General features: G+C 53.4%; 29 protein-coding genes and 1 tRNA gene. 22 read left to right on the plus strand and 8 right to left on the minus strand.

Annotated features, from left to right (window positions below):
- Positions 1-294, plus strand: a 294-nt coding sequence (locus NWF31_RS10935; RefSeq protein ID WP_258360541.1) for a M55 family metallopeptidase, incomplete at its 5' end; no start/stop codon positions are given.
- Positions 295-373: 79 nt separating this feature from the next.
- Entirely contained in the window at positions 374-766 is a 393-nt protein-coding gene (locus NWF31_RS10940; RefSeq protein WP_258360542.1) for a DUF302 domain-containing protein, read from the plus strand.
- A gap of 11 nt (positions 767-777) precedes the next feature.
- On the opposite strand, the gene NWF31_RS10945 is transcribed toward NWF31_RS10940, so the two are convergent.
- Positions 778-993 (minus strand): DUF3006 domain-containing protein, encoded by a 216-nt coding sequence (locus NWF31_RS10945; RefSeq protein WP_258360543.1) that lies wholly within the window; start codon positions 991-993, stop codon positions 778-780.
- Positions 994-1,041: 48 nt separating this feature from the next.
- Complete coding sequence (locus NWF31_RS10950; RefSeq protein WP_258360544.1) at positions 1,042-1,995, minus strand: ComEC/Rec2 family competence protein; 954 nt, start codon at positions 1,993-1,995, stop codon at positions 1,042-1,044.
- 227 nt (positions 1,996-2,222) lie between these two features.
- On the opposite strand from NWF31_RS10950, the gene NWF31_RS10955 reads away from it, so the two are divergent.
- The 12 genes from NWF31_RS10955 to hemL all read left to right on the plus strand — a co-directional run bounded on the left by NWF31_RS10955 (position 2,223) and on the right by hemL (position 15,722).
- Entirely contained in the window at positions 2,223-4,766 is a 2,544-nt protein-coding gene (locus NWF31_RS10955) for a tetratricopeptide repeat protein (RefSeq protein ID WP_258360545.1), read from the plus strand.
- Between the two features lie 81 nt (positions 4,767-4,847).
- Positions 4,848-5,816 (plus strand): polyprenyl synthetase family protein, encoded by a 969-nt coding sequence (locus NWF31_RS10960; protein WP_258360546.1) that lies wholly within the window; start codon positions 4,848-4,850, stop codon positions 5,814-5,816.
- Positions 5,816-6,460, plus strand: a complete 645-nt coding sequence (locus tag NWF31_RS10965) for a precorrin-2 dehydrogenase/sirohydrochlorin ferrochelatase family protein (protein ID WP_258360547.1) — start codon at positions 5,816-5,818, stop codon at positions 6,458-6,460. Before NWF31_RS10960 ends, NWF31_RS10965 begins: the two co-directional genes overlap by 1 nt.
- The gene (gene hemA / locus NWF31_RS10970) at positions 6,436-7,758 is read left to right on the plus strand and encodes a glutamyl-tRNA reductase (protein WP_258360548.1); all 1,323 of its coding nucleotides are present in this window, start codon (positions 6,436-6,438) and stop codon (positions 7,756-7,758) included. Before NWF31_RS10965 ends, hemA begins: the two co-directional genes overlap by 25 nt.
- A gap of 4 nt (positions 7,759-7,762) precedes the next feature.
- On the plus strand, positions 7,763-8,704 hold the full coding sequence (gene hemC, locus NWF31_RS10975; RefSeq protein ID WP_258360549.1) for a hydroxymethylbilane synthase: 942 nt from the start codon (positions 7,763-7,765) through the stop codon (positions 8,702-8,704).
- The gene (gene cobA / locus NWF31_RS14830) at positions 8,685-10,226 is read left to right on the plus strand and encodes a uroporphyrinogen-III C-methyltransferase (protein WP_258360550.1); all 1,542 of its coding nucleotides are present in this window, start codon (positions 8,685-8,687) and stop codon (positions 10,224-10,226) included. The genes hemC and cobA overlap by 20 nt, the downstream gene beginning before the upstream one ends.
- Positions 10,223-11,401, plus strand: a complete 1,179-nt coding sequence (locus NWF31_RS10985) for a radical SAM/SPASM domain-containing protein (protein ID WP_258360551.1) — start codon at positions 10,223-10,225, stop codon at positions 11,399-11,401. The genes cobA and NWF31_RS10985 overlap by 4 nt, the downstream gene beginning before the upstream one ends.
- Before the next feature lie 28 nt (positions 11,402-11,429).
- On the plus strand, positions 11,430-12,404 hold the full coding sequence (gene hemB, locus NWF31_RS10990; RefSeq protein ID WP_258360552.1) for a porphobilinogen synthase: 975 nt from the start codon (positions 11,430-11,432) through the stop codon (positions 12,402-12,404).
- A complete protein-coding gene (gene nirJ2, locus NWF31_RS10995) occupies positions 12,404-13,405 on the plus strand; it encodes a putative heme d1 biosynthesis radical SAM protein NirJ2 (protein ID WP_258360553.1) in 1,002 nt (333 codons plus the stop codon). Before hemB ends, nirJ2 begins: the two co-directional genes overlap by 1 nt.
- Entirely contained in the window at positions 13,398-13,856 is a 459-nt protein-coding gene (gene ahbA / locus NWF31_RS11000) for a siroheme decarboxylase subunit alpha (protein ID WP_258360554.1), read from the plus strand. The genes nirJ2 and ahbA overlap by 8 nt, the downstream gene beginning before the upstream one ends.
- 2 nt (positions 13,857-13,858) lie before the next feature.
- Positions 13,859-14,365, plus strand: a complete 507-nt coding sequence (gene ahbB / locus NWF31_RS11005) for a siroheme decarboxylase subunit beta (protein WP_258360555.1) — start codon at positions 13,859-13,861, stop codon at positions 14,363-14,365.
- Positions 14,366-14,387: 22 nt separating this feature from the next.
- A complete protein-coding gene (gene hemL / locus NWF31_RS11010) occupies positions 14,388-15,722 on the plus strand; it encodes a glutamate-1-semialdehyde 2,1-aminomutase (RefSeq protein ID WP_258360556.1) in 1,335 nt (444 codons plus the stop codon).
- 141 nt (positions 15,723-15,863) lie between these two features.
- Here the strand turns inward: hemL and NWF31_RS11015 are convergent, their stop codons facing one another.
- The 4 genes from NWF31_RS11015 to NWF31_RS11030 form a co-directional block, all read right to left on the minus strand.
- Positions 15,864-17,279, minus strand: coding sequence for a cbb3-type cytochrome c oxidase subunit I (locus tag NWF31_RS11015; protein WP_258360557.1), 1,416 nt, complete (start codon positions 17,277-17,279; stop codon positions 15,864-15,866).
- Positions 17,280-17,282: 3 nt separating this feature from the next.
- On the minus strand, positions 17,283-17,696 hold the full coding sequence (locus NWF31_RS11020) for a c-type cytochrome (protein ID WP_258360558.1): 414 nt from the start codon (positions 17,694-17,696) through the stop codon (positions 17,283-17,285).
- Positions 17,697-17,827: 131 nt separating this feature from the next.
- The gene (locus tag NWF31_RS11025) at positions 17,828-18,139 is read right to left on the minus strand and encodes an AzlD domain-containing protein (protein WP_258360559.1); all 312 of its coding nucleotides are present in this window, start codon (positions 18,137-18,139) and stop codon (positions 17,828-17,830) included.
- On the minus strand, positions 18,121-18,843 hold the full coding sequence (locus NWF31_RS11030; protein WP_258360560.1) for an AzlC family ABC transporter permease: 723 nt from the start codon (positions 18,841-18,843) through the stop codon (positions 18,121-18,123). The genes NWF31_RS11025 and NWF31_RS11030 overlap by 19 nt, the downstream gene beginning before the upstream one ends.
- A gap of 142 nt (positions 18,844-18,985) precedes the next feature.
- Here NWF31_RS11030 and NWF31_RS11035 point away from each other — a divergent pair, with 142 nt between their 5' ends.
- From NWF31_RS11035 to NWF31_RS11050, 4 genes are all read left to right on the plus strand, one after another.
- Positions 18,986-19,276, plus strand: coding sequence for a hypothetical protein (locus tag NWF31_RS11035; protein WP_211292910.1), 291 nt, complete (start codon positions 18,986-18,988; stop codon positions 19,274-19,276).
- A gap of 19 nt (positions 19,277-19,295) precedes the next feature.
- A complete protein-coding gene (locus NWF31_RS11040; RefSeq protein WP_258360561.1) occupies positions 19,296-19,526 on the plus strand; it encodes a hypothetical protein in 231 nt (76 codons plus the stop codon).
- Between the two features lie 145 nt (positions 19,527-19,671).
- Complete coding sequence (locus tag NWF31_RS11045; RefSeq protein WP_258360562.1) at positions 19,672-21,618, plus strand: cell division FtsA domain-containing protein; 1,947 nt, start codon at positions 19,672-19,674, stop codon at positions 21,616-21,618.
- A gap of 55 nt (positions 21,619-21,673) precedes the next feature.
- Positions 21,674-21,761: transfer RNA gene (locus NWF31_RS11050), tRNA-Leu, on the plus strand.
- A gap of 68 nt (positions 21,762-21,829) precedes the next feature.
- On the opposite strand, the gene NWF31_RS11055 is transcribed toward NWF31_RS11050, so the two are convergent.
- On the minus strand, positions 21,830-22,531 hold the full coding sequence (locus tag NWF31_RS11055; protein ID WP_258360563.1) for a DNA methyltransferase: 702 nt from the start codon (positions 22,529-22,531) through the stop codon (positions 21,830-21,832).
- Positions 22,532-22,870: 339 nt separating this feature from the next.
- Here NWF31_RS11055 and NWF31_RS11060 point away from each other — a divergent pair, with 339 nt between their 5' ends.
- The gene (locus tag NWF31_RS11060) at positions 22,871-23,419 is read left to right on the plus strand and encodes a chromate transporter (RefSeq protein WP_258360564.1); all 549 of its coding nucleotides are present in this window, start codon (positions 22,871-22,873) and stop codon (positions 23,417-23,419) included.
- A gap of 28 nt (positions 23,420-23,447) precedes the next feature.
- Positions 23,448-24,809, plus strand: a complete 1,362-nt coding sequence (locus NWF31_RS11065) for a DUF512 domain-containing protein (protein WP_258360565.1) — start codon at positions 23,448-23,450, stop codon at positions 24,807-24,809.
- A 72-nt stretch (positions 24,810-24,881) separates the two neighbouring features.
- Here the strand turns inward: NWF31_RS11065 and NWF31_RS11070 are convergent, their stop codons facing one another.
- The gene (locus NWF31_RS11070; RefSeq protein ID WP_258360566.1) at positions 24,882-25,019 is read right to left on the minus strand and encodes a hypothetical protein; all 138 of its coding nucleotides are present in this window, start codon (positions 25,017-25,019) and stop codon (positions 24,882-24,884) included.
- 139 nt (positions 25,020-25,158) lie between these two features.
- On the opposite strand from NWF31_RS11070, the gene NWF31_RS11075 reads away from it, so the two are divergent.
- Positions 25,159-26,370, plus strand: coding sequence for a 6-phosphofructokinase (locus NWF31_RS11075; RefSeq protein WP_258360567.1), 1,212 nt, complete (start codon positions 25,159-25,161; stop codon positions 26,368-26,370).
- Between the two features lie 48 nt (positions 26,371-26,418).
- The gene (locus NWF31_RS11080) at positions 26,419-26,871 is read left to right on the plus strand and encodes a QueT transporter family protein (protein ID WP_258360568.1); all 453 of its coding nucleotides are present in this window, start codon (positions 26,419-26,421) and stop codon (positions 26,869-26,871) included.
- Positions 26,872-26,945 lie beyond the last annotated feature (74 nt).

A 26,945-nucleotide genomic window follows, 5' to 3' on the forward strand; every position in this document is an offset into this window, starting at 1 on the left:
GTTAAAGAAGCAGTCAATTATCATGCCGCACGCTCCCTCCCCCCACGGCTGGCCAGGGAAAAAATCCGCCAGGGATTGATCAAGGCCCTCAACAAAAAGAGCTGTCACCCCCTTACGGCACCGGCGCCGGCAACAGTAAAGATTAAATTTAACGACCCGGCCCGGGCGGCGGCAGCAGCAATACTACCCCGTAGCCAGCGCCTTGATGCCATTACCGTAACCTACACCGGCGCCGATTTCCTGGAAGCCTACCAGGCGGCAAGATGCCTCATCGCCCTGGCAAAAAACGCTTGATGTCAAACGTCCATTATATTGACGGCGAAATTTAAAAGTAGTATTATTAAAACAATAGAATTGGCAGGAGGGATATAGCTTGGTACAGCAAGAGATGAGCTATACGGTGACCACTGATAAAGATTTTGCCGCTGCTGTCGCTTCCGTGGAAGAAGCTACTACCGCGCAAGGTATGAAGGTACTGCATATCCACGATGTCCAGGCAACCTTGCAAAGTAAAGGCTATTCTATTGAACCCTTGAAAATCATTGAGATCTGCAATGCCCGCTACGCCTACGAAGTCCTGGCTAAAGATGTACTGATCAGCCTGATGATGCCTTGTAAAATAAATGTCTACACCCGGGACGGCAAGACTTATATCAGCGCCCTGCGACCCACCATGCTGGCAAAGTTTTATCCTGAAGCTGGCTTGGAAGAAATAGCCAGCCAAGTGGACGCTAAAATCAGGGCCATTGTGGATGCAGCCCGGTAAGCATTAAGGCTTTATCCTTCAAATACATCGTCCGCCAGGGAGCGGACTTCTTTTTTGCGCCGGGCAGTAGCTTCCGGGTCCAGGACTACGGCGAGTTTAATTACGTCGCCCTCCCTGGCAGCCCGGGGTAGCAATGACCGGGGAAGGGTAAAGGTACGACGACCGTATTCAATTACGGCCATATCCTCTTCAAAACGATCAATAACCAGTAGTTCCCGGCGGAGCATTATCTTACTCCTTTCCTTATTTTTATTATTAAATTGAAGATGCTCGGGCTACTGTATAGTCAGTCCCCGGCCGTCGGATACGGCGGTTATGGTGCCCTCCCGGTCGGTACGGTAGATTTTAACCCCGGCTTTTCGCAGGCGTTGCAGGGTCTGGGTATGGGGATGGCCATAATCATTACCCTTACCGACGGAAATTACGGCATAGCTGGGAGCTACAGCTTTGAGAAAAGCTGTGCCAGTAGAATAACGGGAACCGTGGTGGGCTACTTTGAGAACATCGGCCTTTATGGGCCCGTCGCCGGCCAGCATTTCCTCCTCGGCGGCAGTACCGGCGTCACCGGTAAAGAGAAAGGCCGTTTGGCCGAAGGTAAGATGCAGGACGGCGCTGTAATCGTTTAGATCTTCATAACTACTTTTAATTGGGCTGATTAAAAGGGCGTGAACGTCTCCTTCAAGGGGCAGGGTCACACCGGCCTTTGCTTCTGTTACCTTAAGACCTTTATCTTTTACAGCCAGCAAAAGTTCCCTGTAGGCGTCGGTATAATGGGTTACCCTGGGCAGGTAAACCTTGCCAACCTGGAAACTATTTATTACCAGGTCCAGGCCGCCGATATGGTCTTCATGGGGATGGGTACCGATGACAAAATCCAGTTTCTTGACGCCATACTCCTTTAATTTCCGGACCACTCCCGGGCCGGCTTCACTGGTACCGCCGTCAATTAAAATATTCTTGCCATCCGGCAGCTGCACCAGGATGGCATCTCCCTGCCCCACATCCAGGTAACGGACATGCAGTACCCCGGTTACATCAGGCCGGGCTGAAGATGGAGGAGGGGTTCCGGGAGATGCCGGGTTCGTTTCCGCAACAGGAACTGAATGTTGAACCCGAAGAGGAATCTGATCACCGCTAGTATAGCTGCAGGAAGTTATTGTAAAAAGAATAAAAGCGAGGATAGTAAAAAGCATATAACTCCTGGTATTCCTTACCGTCTTGCGTAGCATAAACAACCCCATACATATTGGGAACAAAAACAAGGTTATCATAATGTTCACCGCTCGTTTAATATCTTCCGGTCTTACCATTCCTTATTAGGATAGCACCTAAAAGCTTTATCGTCAAAAGATCACATCAGGGCCGGTACGGGAATATACTAAGCTGCATTTCCCTTGCCGGTAAAATTTGCAGCAGGAAAAGGATAGGGAAGCGGCGAATGAAATGTTAGAAGGAGATGTTAGAAAGGGGTCTGGCCATGGCACGGAGCAAGAGAAAAAAGGGGGAAACTTCTACAAAAGAAGTACCTGCAAAAGGGAAGGTGATCCCCTTAACAGGGGCCATAAAAGGTGAGAGAAAGGGAGCGGTTAGTAATAGCAAGTTAAGAACTAATTCGGATGCCGGTATGCGGGTAACTCCCTGGCGCCGTACCGGCGTAAAAAGCAGCAATGGGGAATCCTTTTGGCCTGTGGGGGGTAACCAGACTTTATTTACAGTGGCTTTTGCCGGGCTGCTGCTACTTCTCTTTTACCCACCTTTTTTTCGCGGCCTCTTTTTCCCGGTAGAGCAGCGCTGGACCCTGCTTTTAGCCGCCGTCCTTTTTATCCTTACATACCTGTGGAAACTGTCCCGCCGGGAGGTGTTCTTACTCAACCGGCCCCTGGATTTTGCCGCTGCTGCCCTGGTAATAGTCTATATCCTGGCTGCCATTAAACCGGCCAGCCGCAGCCTGGCCGTAAATGAAGTAGCCAAGGTACTCCTCTATTTTTTAACTTTCTGGTTGACCTCCAGGCTGGCTGGCCAGCGTCGCACCCTTTACCTTCTTCATGCCCTTTACCTGGCCGCAACAGGAGTCGCCCTGGCGGCCCTGCTCAGTGCGACCGGGATTGTTTATATTAAAGATGGGTTTGTCGGCGGTCGTTTCTATTCTACTTTACAGTACCCCAATGCCCTGGCCAGTTATGTCGGTGCCGCCAGTATCATCGGGTTTTATTTCTGGGCCCAGTCCGACAGCCGCCGGCGGTATCTATACGCGGCCGCCAATTACCTGTTGCTTCTGGTCTTCCTGGGGACGGGTTCCCGGGGAGCATACCTGGTGTTCCCGGTGGTGATACTTCTCTACTGGCTACTGGCGCCTAAAGGGTACCGGCTGAATACCCTGGCCCACATAATGGCCAGCGCCCTGGCCGCTTTTACAGGCATTGCCCGTTTTATACCCCTGGCCGTAGCTAAAGCCTACACGCCGGCCTGGACATGGTTTGCCGCGGGCCTGCTGGTCGCCCTTACAGGCCAACTTATTATCCAGGTTGCCGCCTTAAAATTACCTACCGCCCGTATGCGAATGGCTGCGGTGGTGGCCGTCCTGGTGTTGCTGGCGGCGGGCGGGATCTTCTCCGCCTTTAAACAGGCGGCGGTAATGCCGGCAGGAGGGGATGGGCAATCAAGTGTTCTTCTGGCCCGAATCCTGCCGCCCCAGATAATGAACCGCCTGAAGGATTTCAGCCTGGAAACAAAAAGCAGCCGGGAAAGGTTGATATGGACCGGAGATGCCATGAAGATGATCCGCGATCGCCCCATCCTTGGTTTTGGCGGCGGGGGATGGGAAGCGGCCTATCGCCAGTACCAGAGTTATTTTTATAATTCTACCCAGGTACACAACGATTACGCCCAGGAAGCTGTTGCAAATGGCTTGACAGGCCTTGCTGTAATCGGGATTATCTGGCTCTTTTTCTTCTACACCATTGCTTTAAATTACCGTTTTTACCACGGCACAGAACGTTTGCAGTCCCTGGCTATTGGTACGGCCGCCTTGAACCTGGGCCTGCATGCAGCTATTGATTTTGATCTGGCCCTGGGGGCCGTATCCATGATGCTCTGGGCTTACTTTGGACTGGCAAGGGGGATAGAAGGACAACGCCTGGGATCGGAACCGGCCCTGGCGGTGGCAACTTTAAAAAATAAACAGGGGGCCTTTATTACAGGAGCGGCCCTGGCAACCCTGGTCATCGTCCTTTTCTGTATATCTTACCTGGCCGGGGTATCCAGCGCCCGCAGGGCGGCTGCCGCCCTGCAGCAAAACAACCTCCAGGCGACGGTCTCTTACCTGGAAGAAGCTGGCCGTTACGACCCCTTTACAGCATCCTATGATAGTGACCTGGCCGGTATTTACCTGAAGCTGGGGAAAGCCAGAGAAGCCCTGGAACTGGCCCTGGCTGCCAGCAATAAAGAGCCTTATAACCTGACGATCTTAAACCGCCTTGCAGAAGCCTACTGGCAGAATGGTGAGGTAGAGCAGGCACTAGCGGTCATGGAAAGGGTACGGCAGGTTGCTCCTTGGGTGGGTTCTGGATGGGAGAATTTGGGCAAGGCTTATGTTGCAGCCGGCATTAGCTACCTGCAGATCGGCCGGGAAGACGAGGCACGGTTGATGTTCGAGCAGGCAGCGTCTCTACCTGCGGCCGTTGAGGAAAAAGTAAATTCCCTGGGAGAATTTAAAGAACTGCACCAGGCGGGCGGGGTAGCCCTGACCCCGGTTATCCAGCTCCAGGGAGCCATTGGTCACTATTTCCTGGGACAGGAGAAAGAAGCGGCATCCCGCCTTAGCGCAGCAGCCAAAGACCCGCAAGTAAAGCCGGAAGCCCAGCTGTGGCAAGCAGTACTTGCTTACCGCCAGGGAGATACCGGCCGGTCCGGTCAACTCCTGGACCAGGTAAAAAATACCAATGCTGCTCTGGCCAAGCAATTTGATCAATTAAAAAACCTGCCGGTGCTATCCAAATAAGGCAATATTCTTTATAGGATAAGGCTCAGGTTTTAAGGAAAAAAACTCGGCAAGAAAAGTAACAGGTGGTATAATGTAAATATGAAAGAGTTGTCCCTCTGGCAGGAGGTACAAGCTGATTTACAAGGGGTAGAGGCGGAATTATTGCGCCAGGTGGATACCCCCGATCCGGTCTTGAGCCAGGCGGCACGGCACCTGGTCCAGGCGGGTGGGAAAAGATTGCGGCCGGCCTTTGCCATCCTGGCAGCAAAATGCTGCGGTGCTGAACTGCAGCGAGTTCTCCCCCTTGCCGTAGCCCTGGAAATGATTCACATGGCCAGTCTGGTCCATGACGATGTTATTGATGCCTCGCCGGTACGGCGGGGACGCCCGACGGTATGGGCACGCTGGGGCCAGGAGCTTTCTTTGCATACAGGAGACTATCTTTTTGCCCGTTCCCTTCTCCTGGTGGCCGCCTATGATGATCCGCGTATTCCTTCAATCCTGGCTTCTACCAGCGTCAAAATGGTTCAGGGAGAACTCCACCAGCTGGCCGGCGCTTTTGACGTGGAAGTTACCCTACGGGACTACCTGAAGCGTATTTACCGCAAGACGGCCTTGCTTATTGCCGCCAGCTGCCAGCTGGGGGCTATAGCTGCCGGGGCCGGGGAGGACTTTATCCGCCACCTGTACCATTATGGCCGCAACCTTGGCATGGCTTTCCAGATTACCGATGACGTCCTGGATATGGTGGCCGAACCGGAACGCCTTGGTAAGCCCATAGGTAGCGATTTGCGCCAGGGAGTTATTACCTTGCCGGCCATTTATGCTTCACGCTTTTCGCCCAAAAAACAAAAGCTGGTTTGCCTGCTGGCTAAAAGGGAGAAAACCGCCACTGAAATCCAGGAGGTCATTGACCTCATTAAAAAATGTGGTGGTATCGATTATGCCCTGGGCCTGGCCGAGCGTTACCTGGCCCGCGCCAGGCAACACGCCGTTTTTCTGCCAGAAGGACGGGCACGTGACACCTTAATGGGTTTGACGTATTTTGTGAGGACGCGTGGTTTATAATGGGCTTTTTTTCAATAGCCATAGAACTAACTGGCCGTCCTTGCCTGGTAGTCGGCGGGGGGAAGGTCGGTGAGCGCAAGGTGTTAAATTTACTAGAAGCAGGGGCGAGGATTACCCTGGTAAGCCCGGATGCTACTCATGTCCTGGCCGACCTGGCCTTGACAAGGCAGCTGGTATGGTTACGGCGTGAATACCAGAGTGGCGATATTGCGGGTATGACCCTGGTCTTTGCCGTTACCGCCGACGCCGGCCTGAATGCCCAGGTAGCTTCCGACTGTCGTCAGGCAGGCATATGGGTGAATGTAGCCGATGCGCCAGGTAATTGTACCTTCATGGTGCCCTCTGTTGTCCGGCGCGGGGATTTGCAAATTGCCATCTCTACAGCGGGCAAAAGCCCGGCCCTGGCCCGCCAGTTACGCCAAAAACTGGAGGCCGAAATTGGACCGGAATATGGCCCCTGGTTGGATTTTTTAGGGGAACTCCGGCCTTTTTTAAAAAAAGCCTGGCCCCATGATCAGAAGCGCCGGGAAGAAGTGTTGCGGCAACTGGCCGGCGACGAGATATTATTTCGCCTTGTAGCCCGGGGCAAAGAAGAACTAGCAAAGGAGCGGGTAAAACAGTGTTTGTCGTTGCCGTCGGTTTAAATCATCGTACGGCGCCGGTAGAAATACGGGAACAACTTGCTTTTGCCCGCCACAACTTGCCGGGGATCTTAAGGCAGCTGCAGGATGTGGCAGACGTTGAGGGTTGTGTGATTTTAAGTACCTGTAACCGGACGGAAATATATATAGCTTGCCTGCAAGAAGAAAAAGGGGTCAAGGCGGGAAAGAAATTACTCGGCCAGCACTGCCGTATGGACCCGAAAAAACTGGAGAACTATCTTTACACCCTGAATACGCGCCATACCGTCCGCCACCTGTTCCGGGTGGCAGGCGGGCTGGACTCCATGATTCTTGGTGAAGATCAGGTTTTAGCCCAGGTGGCTGAGGCTTATGAGATTGCCAGGAGAACGGGTACAACAAATAATATCCTGAATACATTATGGCAGCAGGCCATTACTGTTGGTAAAAGGATAAGGACGGAAACACGTATTGATCGTAATACAGTATCCGTTAGTTACGCTGCGGTAGAGCTGGCCCGCCAGGTCTTTCATGGCAACCTCCGGGGACGTACGGTACTGGTAATCGGGGCGGGTAAAATGAGTACCCTGGCCGCCCGTTATTTGAAAGATAAGGGCGTAACCACCGTCCTGGTATCCAACCGTTCCTATGAACGAGCCATAGATCTGGCCGCTGAAATAGGTGGGCAGGCTGTGCGCCTGGACGCCCTGGAAGATTACCTTTCCCGGGCTGATATCGTAATTAGCTGCACGGCGGCCAGTCACTATATCCTCCACCGGGAACAGATAGCCAGGGTGAGGGCGCAATCGGCGCACCCGGGCAGCCCCCTGATGCTAATAGATATTGCCGTACCCAGGGATATTGAGCCTACTGCCGGGGATCTGCCGGGGGTAAAGCTTTATGACATCGATGACCTGCAACAGGTGGTATTGAACAATCTTGAGGAACGGCAGCAGGCCGCCAGGCAGGCCGAAGGTATCATCAGCGAGGAAGTTGATGCATTTTTCTCCTGGCTGGGTTCCCTATATGTAGTCCCGATTATTGTTGCTTTAAAGGAAAAGGCTGAAACCATTAAAAGGGCTGAACTGGAGCGGGCCTGCAACCGGCTGGGAGATCTGACGCCCAGGCAGAAAAAAATAATTAGCTCCCTGGCCAACACTGTCGTCAACCAGTTTCTTCACGATGCCGTCGTAAACTTGAAAAAGGCTGCCCTTACACCGCGGGGACATTTATATGCCGAAGCCCTGCAGGAACTTTTTAACTTGCCTGTAGATGGAGCAAGTTCCCAAGAAGAAACGGCGGCAGTAGAAGGAGGAAGTTAATAACATGCAGGAAATTAAAGTGGGCTCCCGGGACAGTGAACTTGCCCGCATGCAGGCCCGCTGGGTAATAGAGGCCTTAGAAAAGGCCTGGCCGGATTTAACCTGCCGCCTGGTTACCTTTAAAACAAAGGGCGATAAAATTCTTGATGTGGCCCTGGCGCGAATTGGCGATAAGGGCCTTTTTACCAAAGAACTAGAAGTGGCCCTCCTGGACGGGGTTATCGATATGGCCGTCCACAGCATGAAGGATATGCCTACCAGCTTGCCGGAAGGCCTGGTTATCGGTGCCGTGGGGCCGCGAGAAGAACCAGCTGATGTTCTTATCTCCCCGGCGGGTTATACCCTGGCCACGTTACCGGTTAAGGCCCGGGTAGGGACAAGCAGCCTGCGACGCAAGGCCCAACTGGCCAATGTGCGTCCCGACCTGGAGCTGGTGGACCTGCGGGGTAATGTCCCCACCCGCCTGGCCAAAATGGAGCGGGAAGGGCTGGAGGCCATTGTTCTTGCTGCTGCCGGGGTAAAAAGATTAAATCACGGTCGCCTGATAGCAGAAGTCCTGCCCTACAATATCTGCCTGCCCGCCGTAGGACAGGGAGCTATCGGCGTTGAGATCCGGGCCGGGGACGAAAAGATCGCGCGCCTGGTTGCTGCCGTCAACCACCCACCCACGGCTGCTGCCGTGCAAGCTGAAAGGGCATATCTACGTGCCCTGGAAGGAGGATGCCAGGTTCCTATAGGCGCCCTGGCTGTGGTGGAAAGTGAATCCCTTGTTCTCATGGGTATGGTAGCCAGCCTGGACGGCAGGAAGGTTTTAAGAGATTTTATTTCGGGAAGCACGGCCAACCCCGAGGCTTCCGGCCGGGAACTGGCCCGCAAATTACTGGCCCGGGGCGCGGATGCCCTTTTACAGGAGGTAAGATTAAAGAGTGGCAACAACCACAGGTAAGGTATATTTAGTCGGCGCCGGCCCCGGTGACGCGGGTCTATTGACTATTAAAGGGCAGGAATGCCTGGCAAAGGCCGAGGTGGTGGTCTATGATCGCCTGGTAAACCCCAGTCTCCTGGATTATGCACCGGCAAGCGCTGCAAAAATTTATGTAGGTAAAGCCCCCCACCACCATGCCCTGTCCCAGGAAGAAATCAATAAACTTCTGGTTGATCTTGCCAGCCGGGGGAGGCAGGTAGTGCGTTTAAAAGGAGGGGATCCTTTTGTCTTCGGTCGCGGCGGGGAAGAAGCCCTGGCCCTTAAGGCGGCCGGCATACCATTTGAAGTAGTGCCCGGCGTCACTGCTGCTATTGCCGTCCCGGCCTATGCCGGTATCCCCGTCACCCACCGCGGCCTGGCTTCAACGGTGGCCTTCATTACCGGTAATGAGGATCCGGAAAAAGAAAATAGCACCATAAACTGGGATGGCCTTGCCGGTGCCGTCGATACCCTGGTATTCCTCATGGGAATGGCCAACCTGGCCACCATTGTTAGCCGCTTGCTGGCCTGTGGTCGTGATCCCTCCACGCCGGTTGCCCTCATTCGCTGGGGAACCAGGGCCGAACAGGAAACCCTGACGGGGACCCTGGCCGACATTGAGGCCAGAGCCCAGGAGGCCGGCTTCAGCAACCCGGCCATTATCGTCATTGGTCAGGTAGTAAGCTTGCGTTCTACCCTAGCGTGGCTGGAGGGGAAACCCCTTTTTAGCCGGCGGGTAGTAATTACCCGTCCCCGGGACCAGGCTGAAGTAATGGCCAGGCAGCTGGCCGAACTGGGAGCCGAAGTACTGGTTTACCCGGCCATAGAAATCCGCCCGCCTGAGGACTGGGGTCCTGTAGATGATGTCCTGGCCAGGATTGGAGATTTTGATTGGCTAATCTTTACCAGTGTTAACGGCGTTCGTTATTTCTGCCGGCGTTTGCAGGAAAGACAAATTGACATCCGTACCCTGGCCGGGATAAAAATTGCCGCCATCGGCCCGGCTACGGCCACGGCCCTGAGGGAGCGGGGATTAAATCCCGATTGGCAGCCGGGGGAATATGTTGCCGAAGCGGTGGCCGCTGGGTTAGGACCGGAAATTAAGGGCCGGCGAGTGCTCCTGCCGCGGGCCGATATTGCCCGTCCCTTCCTTGCCGAAGAGCTGCGCCGCCAGGGGGTTCAGGTGACGGAGATAGCAATTTACCGGACTGTTAAAAGGGAAGGTAATGTTGATGCCGTACGGGAACTGCTGGCTGCCGGAAAAATAACGGCCGTTACTTTTACCAGTTCCTCAACGGTTAAATCATTTCTTGAACTTATTGGAGATAATGCTGTTCCTTTAATGCAGGGCGTCGATGTTTTTTGCCTTGGTCCTGTTACGGCGGCCACGGCCAGAGAAGCAGGACTGATGGTAACGGCTACGGCAGGAGAATATACCAAGGAAGGCTTGATCCGGGCCATGGTAGCTTATTATTCTGGCGGTAGGGAAGGTGAGGAAAAATGATCAGCCTTACCAAACTGCTTTTCGATGATAGCTATTTCGGTGATACCTTGCGCTACAGCCAGGCAGCCGCCGGGGCAAAGGCCGGGGCGCGCCGGGACTGCGGGCCGGTTGTTGTTTGGAACTGCACCCGGGCCTGCAACCTGAAATGTCGCCATTGCTATGCCGCAGCCGGGCCCATGCCTGATAACGAGGAAATGGACAACGGGGCCGCCCGGGAATTTTTAGAACAACTGGCGGCTTTCCGGGTACCGGTCCTGCTCCTGTCCGGTGGCGAACCCCTGGCACGCCCCGATATCTTTGACCTTATAGCAGGTGCGGTGCAAAAAGGATTGCGGGTTACCCTCTCCACCAACGGCACCCTAATTGACCGCAACACTGCCAGGGAACTGAAGAAAATTGGAGTTAGTTATGTAGGCGTCAGCCTGGACGGCGTGGAGGAAAGGCACGATACCTTCCGGGGGCAAAAGGGAGCCTTTGCTGCAGCCCTGGAAGGCATTCGCAACTGTCTGGCTATCGGCCAGCGCGTTGGCCTGCGCTTTACCATCAACCGGGCCAATGTTGACCAGCTGGGAGAAATATTTTATCTTATGAAGGAAGAGGGCATCCCCAGGGCCTGTTTTTATCACCTGGTTTACAGTGGCCGGGGTAGCGAACTGGTGGCAGAAGACTTGAGCCAAGAAGAAAGCCGCGCCACGATGGACCGGCTTATCGACGCTACCAGGCGCTTGAAAGAACAGGGACGGGAGGTAGAAATTTTAACCGTCGATAACCATGCCGACGGTATTTACCTTTATTTGCAGCTGCGCCGCCGGGACCCGGAGCGGGCTGCTGCCGTCCTGGAGCTCTTGCGATTGAACGGTGGTAACCGTAGCGGCATCGCCATTGGTGCCGTTGATTGGGCCGGAAACGTCCATCCCGATCAGTTTACCCTGCATCATACCCTGGGCAATGTCCGGGAAAGGCCTTTTGGTGAAATCTGGACGGATTTAAGCAATCACCTGTTAAGGGGCCTCCGGGACCGCAAGCCCCTCCTTAAAGGTCGCTGCCGTACATGCGCATGGTTAGACATGTGCAACGGCAACTGCCGGGCGCGGGCGGAAAGCGTCACCGGCGATTTCTGGGAATCTGATCCCGCCTGCTATCTGACTGATGCAGAAATCGCAGGAAAATATTAATGTTCCCGACATTCGGAGGTGAGTTGTCATGTCAGGTTTTCCTGTGCGCCGGCCACGGCGCCTGCGGCAGAATGAAAACTTGCGGGCCATGATCCGGGAAACGGAAATCAACGTCCGTGATCTCATTTATCCCTTTTTCGTCATCCACGGCCAGGGGATAAAAAACCCGGTGCCTTCCATGCCCGGCGTTTACCAGCTGTCCATCGACAACCTGGTTAAAGAAGCGGCAGAGGTAGTTACCGCCGGCATCCCTGCCGTCCTCCTTTTTGGCATCCCGGCAGTAAAAGATGAAGTGGCCTCCGGGGCCTATGACCCCCGGGGCATTGTCCAGGAAGCCGTACGGGCTTTAAAGGGTGCTTACCCGGAACTCCTGATCATCACCGACGTCTGCCTGTGCGAGTATACCAGCCACGGCCACTGCGGGTTGGTGGATGACGGCCGGGTTTTAAACGATCCCACCTTAGAGCTGATCGCCAGAACGGCTCTCTCCCATGTAGAGGCCGGGGCCGACATCGTCGCTCCTTCGGATATGATGGACGGCCGGGTGGGGACCATCCGCCGTCTCCTGGATAAAGAAGGTTTCACCCATACCCCAATCCTCGCCTACGCGGCCAAGTATGCTTCGGCCTTCTACGGACCCTTTCGGGAAGCCGCCGCTTCGGCACCGCAGTTTGGCGACCGCCGCAGCTACCAGATGGACCCGGCCAACAGCGATGAGGCCCTGCGGGAAGTAGAACTGGACCTCCAGGAAGGGGCCGATATGATCATGGTCAAACCGGCCCTGCCTTACCTTGATATCATCCGCCGGGTCAAAGATACCTTCAACGCCCCCCTAGTAGCCTACCAGGTCAGCGGCGAATATGCCATGCTCAAAGCCGCCGCTGCCAGCGGCTGGCTGGACGAGGAAAAAACGGTGCTGGAAAGCCTGACGGCCATCAAAAGGGCCGGTGCCGATCTTATTATCACCTATTATGCCCTGGATGCAGCAAGGTGGCTAAAATAATGCTCTTATCATGGAACACGACCAACCAGTGCAACCTCTACTGTGACCACTGCTACCGGGATGCCGGTGCCAGGATAGAAGATGAATTGAATACGGCGGAAGCGAAAAAATTAATCAACGAGGTCGTTAAAGCCGGTTTCCGGATTATGATCTTCAGTGGTGGCGAACCCCTTTTAAGGCCCGACCTGCTAGAATTAGTAGCGTATGCTGCGGCACACGGCCTGAGACCAGTACTTGGGAGCAACGGTACCTTGATCACCACGGACCTGGCCAGGGACCTTAAAAGGGCCGGGGCACGGGCCATAGGCATCTCCCTCGACAGCTGCGATCCAGGACGCCATGACCGCCTGCGGCAGAAGGCCGGTGCCTGGAAAGAAGCTTTAGCCGGTATGGAGGCCTGTCGTGAGGCCGGCTTGCCTTTCCAGGTGCATACCACCGTCTTTGAGTGGAACCAGGATGAATTGGAAAGGATTACCGACCTGGCGGTAGAACTTGGCGCCGCGGCCCATCACTTCTTTTTCCTGGTGCCCACCGGCCGGGCGGCTAGCATTGAAATGGAATCCCTGCGGGCCGAAGCATATGAAACTACTCTAAAACGCATCTTGCAAAAACAGCAGCAGGTAAACATTGAGTTAAAACCCACCTGTGCTCCCCAGTTTATGCGTATTGCCAGGGAAATGGGGCTTCCCGTCCGCTATAGCCGCGGTTGCCTGGCCGGGATTGCCTATTGTATCATCAGTCCCCGGGGCGACGTCCAGCCCTGCGCTTACCTTAACCTGCCTGTGGGCAATGTCCGGGAAAAGCCCTTCAACCGTATCTGGGAAGAAAGTGAGATTTTCCTTGCTTTACGGTCTGAGAATTATAGTGGTGGTTGCGGCCGCTGCGGTTACAAGAAGATCTGCGGGGGCTGCCGCGCCCGGGCCTGGTATTACCACGGCGACTATCTCGCCGAAGAGCCCTGGTGCCTCTTCCAGGGCCGGAAGGGGATGCAAGTTGGATAGCCTTGACCGCCGTTTATTAAACATGATCCAGGAAGATTTCCCCCTGACGGAAGAACCCTACGCTGAACTTGGCCGGCGTCTTGGCCTGAAGGAAGCTGAAATCCTGGAACGCCTGGCAAAATTGAAAGAAAAGGGGATCATTCGCCGTATCGGCGCCGTATTTGACCTGCGGCGGTTGGGATATACCGGCACCCTCTGTGCCATGAAGGTCCCCGAGGGGCGCCTTTCCGAAGTGGCGGCAGTAGTTAATAGCTTTCCAGGGGTTACCCATAATTACCTGCGAGAAGATGCTTATAATATGTGGTTTACCCTGATTGGCCCCTGCCGTCGCCACCTGGAAAAGGTCATAGCCAACATCGAAACCATGACCGGCCTGCCGGTATTGGAACTCCCGGCGGAAAAATCTTATAAAATCCGGGTAAACTTTAACCTGGAAGAAGGGAGCCCGTAAAATTGCCACGCCCTTTAACCGACCTGGAAAAGGAATTGGTACGCCAGCTCCAGGGCGATATTCCCCTGGTTTCCCGTCCTTTTTTACCGGTGGCCGAAAAGCTGGGGATCAGCGAAGCTGAAGTCCTGGAGCACATCCGCCACCTCCGGGCCGAGGGTATAATACGCCGCTTTGGTGCCGCCCTGCGCCACCGGGAAGCCGGTATAACTGCCAACGCTATGGTCGTCTGGCAGCTGCCGCCGGAAGAACTAAAAAGGGCCGGAGAAAAACTGGCAACTTTTCCGGAAGTAACCCATTGTTACCAGCGCCGTCAACATCCCGATTGGCCCTATAACCTGTATGCAGTCATTCACTGCCGTACCAGGGAGGCCTGCGAAAAACTGGCGGCTCGCCTGGCGGCGGCCATTGGCCATAATAATTACCATCTCGTATTCAGCACGGAAGAGCTGAAAAAAGAGAGTATGCAGTATTTTATCTACGCGAGTCCTGAGTGCCAGGAAAAAACCTAAAAAATTTAAGGGGGAAGTATCGTTGATCGAAGCGTGGCCCAAATCGGCAGCCGCCTACGCCGAGGCTGTCAAGCTTATGCCCGGGGGGGTGAACAGCCCTGTCCGGGCTTTTAAAGCCGTCGGCCTGACGCCGCCCTTTATACAGCGGGGTGAAGGGGCTTATCTTTATGATATTGACGGCAATCGCTATATCGACTATGTGGCCTCCTGGGGCCCCCTGATCCTGGGACACCGCCACCCGGAGGTTGTGGCCGCCCTGGAAAATACCTTACATAATATGGGAACCAGCTTTGGTGCGCCTACCGAACTAGAAAATGAACTGGCAAGGGAAATCATCGCCGCCGTCCCTTCTATCGAGATGGTGCGTTTGGTTAATTCGGGCACGGAGGCGACCATGAGTGCCGTCCGCCTGGCCCGCGGCTATACCGGACGAGAGAAAGTAGTTAAATTTGCCGGTTGTTACCATGGCCATGCCGATTACTTTTTGATCCAGGCCGGCTCCGGAGCCCTGACCTTTGGCGTCCCCGACAGCCCCGGCGTCCCAGCCGCCACGGCCGCCAATACCATCGTTGCCCCGTATAACAACCTGGATGCCGTAGAGGCTGTTTTTAAACAGGCTGGTGAAGAGATTGCCGCCGTCATTGTTGAACCTGTGGCCGGCAATATGGGGTGCATACCGCCACAGCCCGGGTTCCTGGAGGGCCTGCGGGCCATAACAAAACATTATGGCAGCCTTTTAATTTTTGATGAAGTTATGACCGGTTTCCGGGTAGCCTATGGCGGTGCCCAGGACCTCTTTGGCGTAAAGCCGGATCTTACCTGCCTGGGTAAAATCATCGGTGGTGGCCTGCCGGTAGGAGCCTACGGTGGCCGGTGGGAGATTATGGCCAGGGTGGCCCCAGTGGGGCCGGTATACCAGGCGGGAACACTTTCCGGCAACCCCCTGGCAGTCAGCGCCGGCCTGGCAACTTTAAAGGGCTTAAAGGAGCCCGGTGTTTATGAGCGCCTGGAAAGCCTCTCTTCCCGCCTGGAAAAGGGCCTCAAAGAAGCTGCTAGCGAGGCCGGTTTACCCGTAACCTTTAACCGGGTGGGAGCCATGTTCACAGCCTTTTTTACCCCGGGCCCGGTAACCGATTATACTACGGCCACGGCCAGCGACACAAAACTCTTTGCTGCTTACTTCCAGGCCATGTTGCGCCGGGGCATATACCTGGCACCTTCCCAGTTTGAAGCTGCCTTCATGTCCCTGGCCCACACGGAAGCCGATATTGACCGGACTGTCGAAGCCGCGCGGGAGGCCTTTAGTGAGATCGCGGCCGAAAATAATGTAACCAGAGCCACCAATTACTCATGGTAGTGACGTGATTACCATTAATTTTTGGATAACATGTATAATATTAGCCTGGAAGGTTATAATAGGAATACACACTCACTTCTTCAAAGACCTCCTTGAGCCGGCAGGGCCTTGAGCAACGACGTTCAAGGCCCTGCCGGTTTTTTAAGGTTCTCCGGAAGACAGTAATAAAGCCAGCCAGGGTTTAAGTACTAAGGAAACCATCTCCCAGGCCAGTAAAAAACCGCCAGCAGCAAAGATGGCACCTCCAACGGTCCGGAGTAAAAGGTAGGGCGTTAGCAGGAGATGAACCTGGGTGAAATCCATACCCAGTCCCCGCCAGAGATAGCTTTGGAGAAAGCCGGCGATTATCAGACAGGCAACCATCAGGGCCAGACCTGAATTGAGCATGACAAGGCTTAACTTGATACGCCTGACATGGGTGGGGCTTAGCCTACGCCGGCGGGTCAAGATAAAATAGCTACTGGCCAGTACCAGGAAGCCAAAAAAGCCAAATAGGGCCATGTGGGCATGGGCTGAGGTGAAGTAAGTACCATGGGCATAGCGATTAAAGGTCGGGATGGCCAGAAGGAAACCCAAAAGTCCGGCTCCAACGACATTCCAGAATACGCTGGCATAAAAGAAATAAAGGGCCAGGTTGGGGGTGAAGTTACGGGGACGGTTAGCCGTAGTCTGCCAGGCTGTCAGGGCCAGGAGCACTACGGGCACTACCTGCAGGCCGCTAGCAACACTGCCAATTACTTTCCAGAAATCCGGAGTGCCGATCCAGTAGTAATGATGCCCGGTGGCTATAAAACCGGAAGTAAGGACCAGTCCTGCTTCCCAGAGGAGCAGGCGCTTTACTTTTTGCCTGCCGGCAACTTTGAGGGAAGCCAGGAGGGCGGCACCTATGGTCGTGGCTAGCAACTCCAGGCTCCCTTCTTCCCACAGGTGTACGACCAGGAAACGCAAAACGTCATCAACGGTAGGGTGGCTGACAAAGAATATTGTGGGCAGGTAGAGCAAAGGAGAAAGGAGGGCAGCACTTAAAATAACTACAACTTCCGGCTGTACAACGACGCGGTTCTGGATGGCCGTAGCCAGTAGGTTAAAGGCAAAAACCAGCAAGCCGATTAAAACAGCAATTTTTAGAAAAAAAGGTGCCTCAAGATATTCCCGGCCATCGGTTTTACCAAGGGCCAGGAACCCCAGGATGGCCAGGCCGGTGCCTAGGAGATACCAGAAGCCCCAGCCGGCCAGCCTGATACTGTAAAGCTCCCGGTCAGTTGCCTCAACCAGGAAGTAATAAGCTCCGCCTATGACACCCAGCAGGGGCCAGAAAATGCTTAAGTTGAGGTGCATGGCCCGCCCGCTGGCAAAGGTAAGGGGGGCCGGTAAATCAGGAAAGATGAGGTGCAGGGACCCGGCGGTAGCCAGGATACCCTGCAAGCCCAAAAAAAGAAAGGTGGCCAGGGCATAGGGATAAGCGGCTTTTTGGGAGGGTGTGTCCTGCCCGGTTGTTTTTTCCTGGTACCGGCGAGGAAAAAATAATTTTTTTATCATTTTAAGGAGTACCAGCAAAGTCTACTCCCCTTGGGCAGGATTAGTGCGGGTAAAGGGAGGGGGCGGCCAGCCACGGGTGTCAATTTTACTAACCTGCTCCAGGTAGTCAAGTAACCTTTCTGCTTCCTCCCGGTCCAGGGCTGGATGACGCTGCCGCCTGGCCGGGCGCATTACCGGGGGCTGGGTCAGAAAAGTCACCAATTCTTCGCGACCGGTAGTAGCGGTAATCCTGGTAAGGTCAACAGCGGCATAACCCCCGTTACCGAGAAGGGTATGACATTCGACGCAACCATTTTCCTGCCAGATTTTCTTCCCGGCAACGGCTTCCCGGGGCCAGGTTTCTTCCAGGACCGAGCGGATGGAAAAATAGATAGCGCCAGTAAAAATCGCCAGGAAGATCACTATGGCTGCAAGGTAAAGCCATGCTGCCCGCATAAAGGTTAAATACCTCCCCGGGCATATTATTCCCAGCGGGTAATTAAAATTGACGGGAAGGGTAAATATAAAAAAGCCCGGCTTAAAATAAACCGGGTTTTGTTTATGGCAGCTGTCCTTAAAACTTCCCTTCAGTGTTGGCAAAGGATCATAGCTACCATGCCGGTTAAAATGGTCAGGGCCATGCTGCGGGTCTTCAGGGCTACTATCCAGGTGGGAACGGCTGCCAGCAAATAGGGGTTACCAGTTAGAGATATTTTACCCTCAGGTAAAAGAAGTCCCGGGGCCAGCAATGCAGCCAGGACCGCCGCCGGAACATAACCAAGCCAGCGTAGAAAAACTTCCGGCAACCGCATCCGGCTTAAAATTACCAGCGGCAGCATCCTTGGCAAGTAGGTTACCACGGCGGTGCTGAGGATAATAATTAAAATTTGCCTGTCCATGGCTCTAAAATCACTCCCAGGGTGGCGGCGATAATCGTTGCCAGGATGATGTTCCAGCTACCGGGCCAGAGAAGGGCAATAACCACCGAAAAAAGGGCTGCAAAGGTAGCGACAATGAGGGTCTTCTTGTCCTTTAACTGCATGACGAGCAGGATAATAAACATCGCCGGTAGAGCAAAGTTAAAGCCGAACCGGGCTGGATCGCCCATGAAGTTGCCTGCCAGGGCGCCCAGCAGTGAGGCCAAAACCCAGGACGAATGGGCCGCCAGGTTAAGGGCGAAATGGTAGGGCAGTTGGGCCTCATGGTCACGGTAATGATTTATGGCCACGGCAAAGGTTTCGTCGGTAATTTCCGCCGCCAGGAGGGCAAGGGCTCCAGGCCGGGAACGCCGTAAATAGGGTACCAGGGAGGCGCTGAAAAGCAGGTGGCGTAAGTTTACCAGGAAGACAGTGAAAATAATGGCGGCCGCTGCCACGCCGCTACTAAACATGCTCACGGCAATAAACTGGCCGGAGCCGGCATAGAGCAGCACCGACATGAGTACCGTTTCCACCAGGTTAAAGCCTGCTTCCCTGGCCAGGACACCGTAGGCAAAGCCCAGGGGTAAATAGCCGAGGACGATGGGCAGGGCCGCCCGGACACCCTGCCACATAAGGGGGGCAACCGTCACATTGCGGGGCACAATTTCATCCTGAGGTTGCATCGACAAATCTCCTCTCGGCAATGATTTTATAACACTTCTCCCGCTAGCGCAATGAGAAAAAACCTGCTGTTACCAATAACATCCCGGTAATAGCCGTCATAGTCTATTACAGGAAAATCCCTTTTATGGAAGGAGTAATATCATGAACGGTTCTCATCATAAAACCAGGAGAGCCCTGGAAATCGACCTGGAAGAAATCAGGCTCATGGCTGAAGCAGCAGCGGCGGCGCCTTCCTTTGGTATCCGGCATACCCTGTTAAATCACATCCTTGGTGAAGTAGAGGAAGCCATGTTCTGGAACCATCACCTGGCCCATGTCATGGCCTACGAACCGCCCTATCAACCACCTTACCCGCCACCCTATAAACCGCCCCGGCCGCCTTACTACGATGACCCTGTCCCTTACAATGAAAAACCTGAGGAAAAAAAGTAATCGGAAAGGAGAAGGAACTATGCACTGGCTGGATAAACTGCGCCAGGTCCTGCGCCTTGATGAGGAAGAGTTTAGCCTCTGGCCGGAAATAGCCGCCACAGCTCCGGACGGAGTCAAGCAAATAATTAACAGTATGCTGGAGCGAGAAAAGAAAGAAATGGATGATATCAGAAAGATACTACAGATGTACTGCGGTACGCCAGGTTATCCTGACCCTTATAGCAGCTTTGCCGAAAAAGAAAATAAATAGAGAGTGACAGTGACCCGGGTTAAACATCCGGGTAAATTTTTGCTGTTTCCCGGCATGGCTGATTGCGACAGGAAAAGGCGACTTTTGCCGGTGAAAAGGAGGATTTTATCCGGACAGGGCGAATTTTTGGGGAGGAGGTGCTGCCATGGCTGAAAGTCCGGTTTTTGCCCTGGACGTGGGGACTCGTAAAGTCGCGGGCCTGGTGCTGGTTCCCGGGAAAAAGGGTTACCACATCCGGGCGGCAGCAATAGTTGAACACCAGCAGCGCGCCATGCTGGACGGCCAGATCCATGATATTCCCCAGGTAGCCCTGGCCATCCAGGCGGTGAAAGAGCAACTGGAAAAAAAGTTACATATGCCTTTAAAAGAAGCAGCGGTAGCCGCTGCCGGCCGGGCGTTAAAAACCGAGCGGGCCACCGCCGGGGAAGAAATATCGCCGGCTACGGAAATCAGCAGCCAGGATGTGCTGGCCCTGGAGGCCGCAGCCGTCCAGGAAGCCGAAAAACGTCTCCTGACGGCGGGCGAAAACCAGGCGGCTTACCATTGTGTCGGTTACAGTGTGGTGGGTTACAGTCTCGACGGCCATCCCATCGGCAACCTGGTTGGCCAGCGAGGCCGGCGCATAGCCACGGAAGTTATAGCTACTTTTTTGCCCAGGGTAGTGGTGGATTCCCTGGTAGCCTCCCTGCAAAGGGCTGGCCTCTCCATGGCTTCCCTTACCCTGGAACCCATTGCCGCCAGCGCCGTGGCCGTGCCGGCGGCCATGCGGGGATTAAACCTGGTCCTGGTAGATATCGGTGCCGGCACTTCCGATATAGCCATCACCGGCCAGGGGACCATTACAGGCTATGCTATGGTGCCCTCGGCCGGCGATGAAATTACCGAAGCCCTGGCAGAGGCCCTCCTTTTGGATTTTCATACCGCCGAAACAGTCAAACGCCAGTTGTTAAAAAATGCCAGTATAACCTTTACCGACATTGTCGGGCAAAACCGCACCATGGCCGCAACTGCCATTATAGATATAATTAAACCGGCGGTAAACGAACTGGCCCGGCAAATTGCCAGCCAGATTATTCTCCTGAACGGGCGCGCTCCCCAGGCAGTCCTCCTTGTAGGAGGAGGCAGCCTCACCCCGGGACTCCCTGAGGCCCTGGCCGGACAGCTGGAAATTCCGCCGGACAGGGTGGCCGTACGGGGGCGGGAAGTTTTAAACGACATCAGCGGGGCCAAAAATTTACAGGGTCCCCAGGCCATTACCCCCATAGGGATTGCCGTTACGGCATTAAAGCAACAAGGACTGGGACTGGCCCGGGTGATTGTTAATGGCCGTCCGGTACATATCCTTGCCGGTCAGCAGTTAACCGTTACCCAGGTGCTCCTGGCGGCCGGCATCCCGGCCCGTACCCTTTATGGACGCCCGGGTAAGGGCCTTGGAGTCGAGGTCAACGGGCGGCTGACCTTTCTCCGCGGTCAACCCGGCCAGCCGGGAACCGTCCTCGTAAATAATACTCCTGCGACCCTGGATATTACCGTAAAGGCGGGGGATGAAATCCAGGTGCTCCCAGGCCGGGACGGCGCCGACGCCCGCGGGACTGTAGGCGACGTAGTACCGGAAATCACTCCATTAACTATTAACTTCAACGGGCAGCAGGTCACCCTTGAACCCATGATAACAATGAACGGCAACCAGGTGGATTTTAACACCCCGCTGGAAGATCAAGCCCGTATAAACTACGAACCCCTTTCTACGGTAGCCCAGATACTTGCCAGGTTGGGTGAGCCCCTGGAAGGCCCCATCCTTTTAAACGGGCAGCCGGTCCGGCCCGAAGCCCCCATCAAAGATGGTGACGACTTGATAACGGGTGAAAAAGCCGGCGACCGGTTTGTAACTATTATTTTGAACGGCCAACCGGTCACCCTTAAAGTCCAGGCAGCCGAAGTGTTATTTACAGATGTTTTTAACTACCTGGATTTCCCTTCAACACCGCCACCGGGTCGAAAAAGGCTAGTTATGGAAGTTAACGGTCAACCGGCCGAATTTACTACCCCCCTGGCTGCAGGAAACCATGTAACATTACGTTGGGACCCTTGACAGGTAGGCGGCAAGTTGCTATAATTAATCTTGCTCCGTAAGGGAGCGATTACGAGCGGCAGTGGCGGAATTGGCAGACGCGCTAGATTCAGGTTCTAGTCCTGATCTACAGGGTGGGGGTTCAAATCCCTTCTGCCGCACCAGTAACAATCAAAATTCAGCGGGCTGGTAATAAACATCAGCCCGCTGTTTTTTTAACCCACAATGTTTTCTAGTCAGCACCATAAACCAGATCACCTCCCAGGAAAGTCCGTCCCGTCATTTGGCAAGCTGCCAAAACAGAATAACTGCCTGCCGCTGGATCTACTACCACATCGTCCCGGTTTGTTACGGCTTCGATGAGACGTGCCTGCAGGAGGACCGGTTTGGCATGGGGATGATCGCCGCTTATTTGTTCTTCCCAGATATCCGGGATATCATGCACAGCCCATACGCCCTTGGCACGAATAGGTTTTTTCTGCACGACAAGCAGGTACTCGCACTGCCTGCGCGTACGGTACCCCATACCCATTCTCTGTTTGTTCCAGACTACCATATCAACGATTTGCATGTTTTCGGGCAGCCAGTTTGATACCCCTTCGCAGAGGTGAAATTTATCCACCCACAGGAATAAATGCCCGCTTGGAATGAGGATGCGACTTATTCCGGAAATGAACTCTCTTATAATATTCTCAGTCATCTGGGGAAGCATTGATCTTTGCATCCCCCTGCTTACACCTTCGTTACCGTATGAAAGCTTATCCAGAACACCTCTATACTGGGGGTCAAAAAAAACGCAAGGAACGCAATTATCGAAGATAGCTACCAGGAGGTCCCGGCCGTCGCACTTATTGCGGTAGTTATATTTAAACCTGCTATCTGCTAGGCAATTGCAGGCACCTTCAACAAGCCTTACTTTTGAGAATACTTCCATCCGTTATTATTTCCTCCTACTTCGGGTATAGCCGGCGGGGTAGTATGCCTTTAGCAAATCCACCGGCTGCCACAAAGTTCCTTGCCAAACTTATTCCCGGCAAAAGCCGGCCCGGTACGGTATCCCTGTCCCGCCATCTACCATTTATGGTAGCACATTTTTCGTGAACTGCTAATAGCCAGGCAGGCAATCAAAGTAAAATCACCCGCGGCGTAGACCACGGAACTTTAACAAAATAAAGGGATCCCCCTTTAAAGGAGTTTTTTATTAAAAGGAGAATATAGATTGACATTGTAATGGACATTAAAATTACAGGCGAAAGGATGATAGAAGACCCAAATGTTAAAAACATTACTGGACCTTTTTATAGGTTTTGGCCGGGCGACCCTGCTGGGTTACGGGGGCGGGCCGGCGATTGTTCCCTTATATGAACATGAGGCAGTTGAAGTCTACCGCTGGGTTACCCAGGAAGAGTTCGGGCAGGCCCTGGCTTTTGGCAACGCCCTGCCTGGTCCTATTGCCACAAAGCTTACTATGTACATAGGTTACAAAGTGGCCGGCTGGTTGGGTGCTGCCGTTGCTTTAATAGCCGTAACCATTCCCGTATTTATCATCTTAATCGGCTTCTTTGCCTTTCTGGAGAAATTTAAGGATAGCCCCTTCTTAAAAGGTATGGTTAGCGGTATCCGGCCGGTAGTTTTCGTCATGCTGGCCATGCTGGCTTTCGACTTTGCCAAATATGCCTTTGCACCGAAGAACACAGGCCCCCTTAGCTGGCTACCCTTTGGCATCGCGGCCGCTTATTTTATCCTGGTCCACTATCTTAATGTGAACCCCCTCCTCGGTGTACTTGCTTCTTTAATCCTCGGAGGGATTTTCCTGAGATGAGGAGAGATTATAACTGCACCGCCCATCTATGGATAGTTTTCAGCTGGCCTTACTGACGGCGGCCCGGTATAATATTTTACCTTTGACTTCGAGATGCAATCTACACTGTCTCTTTTGCAGTCACCGCCAGAATCCTCCGGGAGTAGAAGCCAGGTACCTGCCTCCTTTAGATCCGGAGCAGGTTGACATTATCCTGGACTATCTGGACGGCAGCAATAAAATTGTCATTGGTGAATCGGCAACCCGGCTTATTGAGGGGGAACCAATGACCCATCCTGCCTTCCTGGCCATCCTGGCCCGGGTACGGAAACGTTTTCCCGCGGCCGTCCTACAAATTACTACCAATGGAACCTATTTAAGCAGGGAAATGGCCGCGGCCCTCACCAGCCTGAAGCCCCTGGAAATTAATCTTTCCCTCAATAGCGCCAGCCCGGCAGGGCGGTTCAAGCTCATGGGTGACGAACAACCAGACACGGCTATAAAAGCTCCTCTAACTTTAAAGCAGGCCGGCATTACCTATCACGGCAGCCTAGTTGTCCTCCCGTGGATTACCGGCTGGCCGGACGTACGGGATACTATCCTTTACCTGGCCAGTTCCGGGGCCAGGACCATTCGTATCCTTTTACCCGGTTACACGCGGCTGGCACCACCGGAGTTACGTTACCCGGAAGATTTACGGCAGCAGGTAGAAGTAGAACTAGCTTCTCTCCGCCGGCAAACGGAAATCCCATTGCTCCTGGAACCACCCTGCCTGGATGATTTGACACCGGTTGTAGAGGGGGTTATTCCCGGTACGCCGGCTTACCGGGCAGGTATAAAAAGGGGCGATATTATCCTGGCAGTAGATGGACGAAAACCGCGGACACGGGTTGAAGCTTTTCGTTTGATTTCTCAACGCGGGAAACGGTATTTAGAGGTCCGGAGGCAGGAAAAACACGAACCGGGTCCCGTTACCTGCCAGAATTTAACTTTGGAATTGTTAGTGGAAAGAAATGGCAGCGGGCTTGTTTTTAGCTGTGATTTTGACCCTGACCTTCTCCAGGAAGTTGATCTGGCCTGTCGCCGCCACCGAGCCCGGCGGGTGCTCGTGATGACTTCCGAACTGGCCGGTAATGTGATAAAGAAAGCAATGGAGTGGCTTCCATGGGATATAGAGGTAGTTACTGTAGCCAGTAACTTTTTTGGTGGCACGATCGCCTGCGCCGGTTTATTAACCTTTGATGATTTTAAGATAGCATGGCAGGAGTGGTCCCGGAAAAATTACAAGCCGGTTGATCTTATTGTTTTGCCTTCCCTTCCTTTTGACTACCGGGGTTTCGACCTGAGGGGGCAACATTATTTTGACCTGGCTGTAACTGCCGGTGTGCCAGTAGAAGTGGCCGGAAATTAACTGCTCGCTATTTATAAATACTAGTTGCTCTATATAAAAACTCCCCGCAGGCAGCGGGGTTTCCCTTGAAACCTATTTATCTCCAAAAAAGAGAAGAATCAAAATCAAGAACAGGAAAAAGGCAAAGTTTCCACCGGGAAAATTTAATCCCTGGCTTCCATCCTGTACACCTTTTTTTGGACCAAACATGCTGCCGCCTTCTTCAGCCATTGATTACACCTCCAAATGTCCGTAGTCTAATTTAGCTTATTCCTCAAAACTTAAAGATGTCACTCCATATGGCCAGAACAGCAGTCAGGGATTATAATATAAAAAGTAACCCTATATCCGGGAGAGGAGGAAAGCCCTTTTGCTCAAAGGGAATTGTGTTATAGCTCAATCAGGTGGCCCTACCGCTGTGATCAATAACAGCCTGGCCGGAGCTATCGAAGCAGCTTTTCACAGTGAAGCTATTGGCGAAATTTATGGCGCCCGCAATGGTATTATGGGTATTCTGGCCGAGAATTTTATTGACCTGCGCCGGGAAGACAAGTCTATCATCCAGGCCCTGCGTTTCACGCCGGGTGCAGCCCTTGGGTCCTGCCGGTACCAGTTAAAGAAAAAGGAAGACTATAAACAGCTCCTGGCTGTCTTTCACAAATTTAATATCCGTTATTTTTTCTACATTGGCGGCAATGACTCTATGGATACGGCCCATAAAGTTAACCTGCTGGCACAGCAAGAAGGGTATGAGCTCCGGGTTATCGGCATTCCTAAAACCATTGACAATGACTTGCCCCTGACGGATCACTGCCCGGGTTACGGTAGCGCTGCTAAATACCTGGCCACTGCTGTCCTGGAGATGGGAATTGATATTAAAAGTATTGTCACATCTACTAAAGTAGCCATTGTAGAGACAATGGGACGCAATACGGGCTGGCTGGCGGCAGCTGCGTCCCTGGCCCGGCGCCGTCCAGGGGATGCACCCCATTTAATCTACTTGCCGGAGGCAGCCTTTAATCTTGAGGCTTTTCTGGCTGATGTAGAAAAAGCCTACCGCCAGTATGGTACAGTCGTGGTAGTTGTTTCTGAAGGACTGGTTGATAAAAATGGGAATTATATATTTAATGATGCCGCTACAGTAGACGTTTTTGGCCACCAGCGCCTGGGGGGAGTAGGCCAGTTCCTGCTTAATAAAATTGAAACTGAATTAAAGATCAAGGGACGTATTTTCCTTCCGGCCGCCAGCCAGCGCAGTGCCATGCATTTGGCCTCGCGGACCGATGCTGAAGAAGCCTATAACGTAGGAAAAGTGGCGGTTGAGGAGGCATTAAAGGGGACGAGCGGGCGCATGGTGGCTATCAAGCGCCTGGATGGGGAAGAATATCGTTGTACGTATGAAATGGTCAAACTTGAAGAAGTAGCCAATCGCGAGAAAAAGGTACCGAGGAACTGGATAAATGAGGCAGGAAACGACGTTACTTTGGATTTTATTAAGTACGCCCGTCCCTTGATCCATGGTGAAGTTGCAATACCTTATCATAACGGGATTCCTGATTATCTAGATCTAATCCCTGCATGATATCCAGGTCACCAGCGTATAAATGGATAGTGAAGTGGAGTGATACCAATGCCTGCTAGGAGAATTGCCCGCGGGGCCATAATTGCCGCTCTGTACGCAGTAGTAACGATTATTTTGAAACCAATCAGTTTTGGTTATCTCCAGGTTCGTATCGCAGAAGCTTTAACCCTTTTACCTGTTCTTTTCCCGGAAGCGATACCGGGGCTTTTTATCGGCTGCCTGATAAGCAATATTTACGGCGGCCTTGGCCCCATAGACATTTTCCTGGGCAGCCTGACCACCCTGGCAGCCGCCTGGTTGACCTATACCTGGCGACAAAGCCGCCTCGCTTATTTGCCGCCTATTTTATTGAATGGCCTTGTAGTCGGGGCTTACCTGTCATATTTGTTGCATGTTAATATTCTTCTTGCCATAAGTACCGTTGCCCTTGGGGAAGCTATTGCCGTCCTGGTCCTTGGAGTACCCCTGTTAAAACAACTGCGGAAATTAAATCTACACTAACTTTAACTCCCGCGAGAAATCATACTATAACTCCGGTTTCGATGGAGAACCAGAAGCAATTTGAACTATATAAG

It is taken from the genome of Neomoorella sulfitireducens (genome assembly GCF_024733845.1).
Taxonomy (GTDB): Bacteria; Bacillota; DSM-521; order Neomoorellales; family Neomoorellaceae; genus Neomoorella; species Neomoorella sulfitireducens.

What these genes read in the sequence shown, in the direction of transcription:
- NWF31_RS10965 (WP_258360547.1), top strand. Translation starts at nt 5,816, where the DNA reads ATGGGCTTTTTTTCAATAGCCATAGAACTAACTGGCCGTCCTTGCCTG.
- hemC (WP_258360549.1), top strand. Translation starts at nt 7,763, where the DNA reads ATGCAGGAAATTAAAGTGGGCTCCCGGGACAGTGAACTTGCCCGCATG.
- NWF31_RS11030 (WP_258360560.1), bottom strand. Translation starts at nt 18,843, where the DNA reads ATGCAACCTCAGGATGAAATTGTGCCCCGCAATGTGACGGTTGCCCCC.
- hemB (WP_258360552.1), top strand. Translation starts at nt 11,430, where the DNA reads ATGTCAGGTTTTCCTGTGCGCCGGCCACGGCGCCTGCGGCAGAATGAA.
- NWF31_RS11070 (WP_258360566.1), bottom strand. Translation starts at nt 25,019, where the DNA reads ATGGCTGAAGAAGGCGGCAGCATGTTTGGTCCAAAAAAAGGTGTACAG.
- NWF31_RS11020 (WP_258360558.1), bottom strand. Translation starts at nt 17,696, where the DNA reads ATGCGGGCAGCATGGCTTTACCTTGCAGCCATAGTGATCTTCCTGGCG.
- NWF31_RS11060 (WP_258360564.1), top strand. Translation starts at nt 22,871, where the DNA reads ATGTTAAAAACATTACTGGACCTTTTTATAGGTTTTGGCCGGGCGACC.
- NWF31_RS10955 (WP_258360545.1), top strand. Translation starts at nt 2,223, where the DNA reads ATGTTAGAAAGGGGTCTGGCCATGGCACGGAGCAAGAGAAAAAAGGGG.
- NWF31_RS10985 (WP_258360551.1), top strand. Translation starts at nt 10,223, where the DNA reads ATGATCAGCCTTACCAAACTGCTTTTCGATGATAGCTATTTCGGTGAT.
- NWF31_RS11045 (WP_258360562.1), top strand. Translation starts at nt 19,672, where the DNA reads ATGGCTGAAAGTCCGGTTTTTGCCCTGGACGTGGGGACTCGTAAAGTC.
- NWF31_RS10945 (WP_258360543.1), bottom strand. Translation starts at nt 993, where the DNA reads ATGCTCCGCCGGGAACTACTGGTTATTGATCGTTTTGAAGAGGATATG.
- NWF31_RS10950 (WP_258360544.1), bottom strand. Translation starts at nt 1,995, where the DNA reads ATGCTACGCAAGACGGTAAGGAATACCAGGAGTTATATGCTTTTTACT.
- NWF31_RS11065 (WP_258360565.1), top strand. Translation starts at nt 23,448, where the DNA reads ATGGATAGTTTTCAGCTGGCCTTACTGACGGCGGCCCGGTATAATATT.
- NWF31_RS11055 (WP_258360563.1), bottom strand. Translation starts at nt 22,531, where the DNA reads ATGGAAGTATTCTCAAAAGTAAGGCTTGTTGAAGGTGCCTGCAATTGC.
- NWF31_RS11040 (WP_258360561.1), top strand. Translation starts at nt 19,296, where the DNA reads ATGCACTGGCTGGATAAACTGCGCCAGGTCCTGCGCCTTGATGAGGAA.
- NWF31_RS11080 (WP_258360568.1), top strand. Translation starts at nt 26,419, where the DNA reads ATGCCTGCTAGGAGAATTGCCCGCGGGGCCATAATTGCCGCTCTGTAC.
- nirJ2 (WP_258360553.1), top strand. Translation starts at nt 12,404, where the DNA reads ATGCTCTTATCATGGAACACGACCAACCAGTGCAACCTCTACTGTGAC.
- NWF31_RS11025 (WP_258360559.1), bottom strand. Translation starts at nt 18,139, where the DNA reads ATGGACAGGCAAATTTTAATTATTATCCTCAGCACCGCCGTGGTAACC.
- NWF31_RS10960 (WP_258360546.1), top strand. Translation starts at nt 4,848, where the DNA reads ATGAAAGAGTTGTCCCTCTGGCAGGAGGTACAAGCTGATTTACAAGGG.
- NWF31_RS11035 (WP_211292910.1), top strand. Translation starts at nt 18,986, where the DNA reads ATGAACGGTTCTCATCATAAAACCAGGAGAGCCCTGGAAATCGACCTG.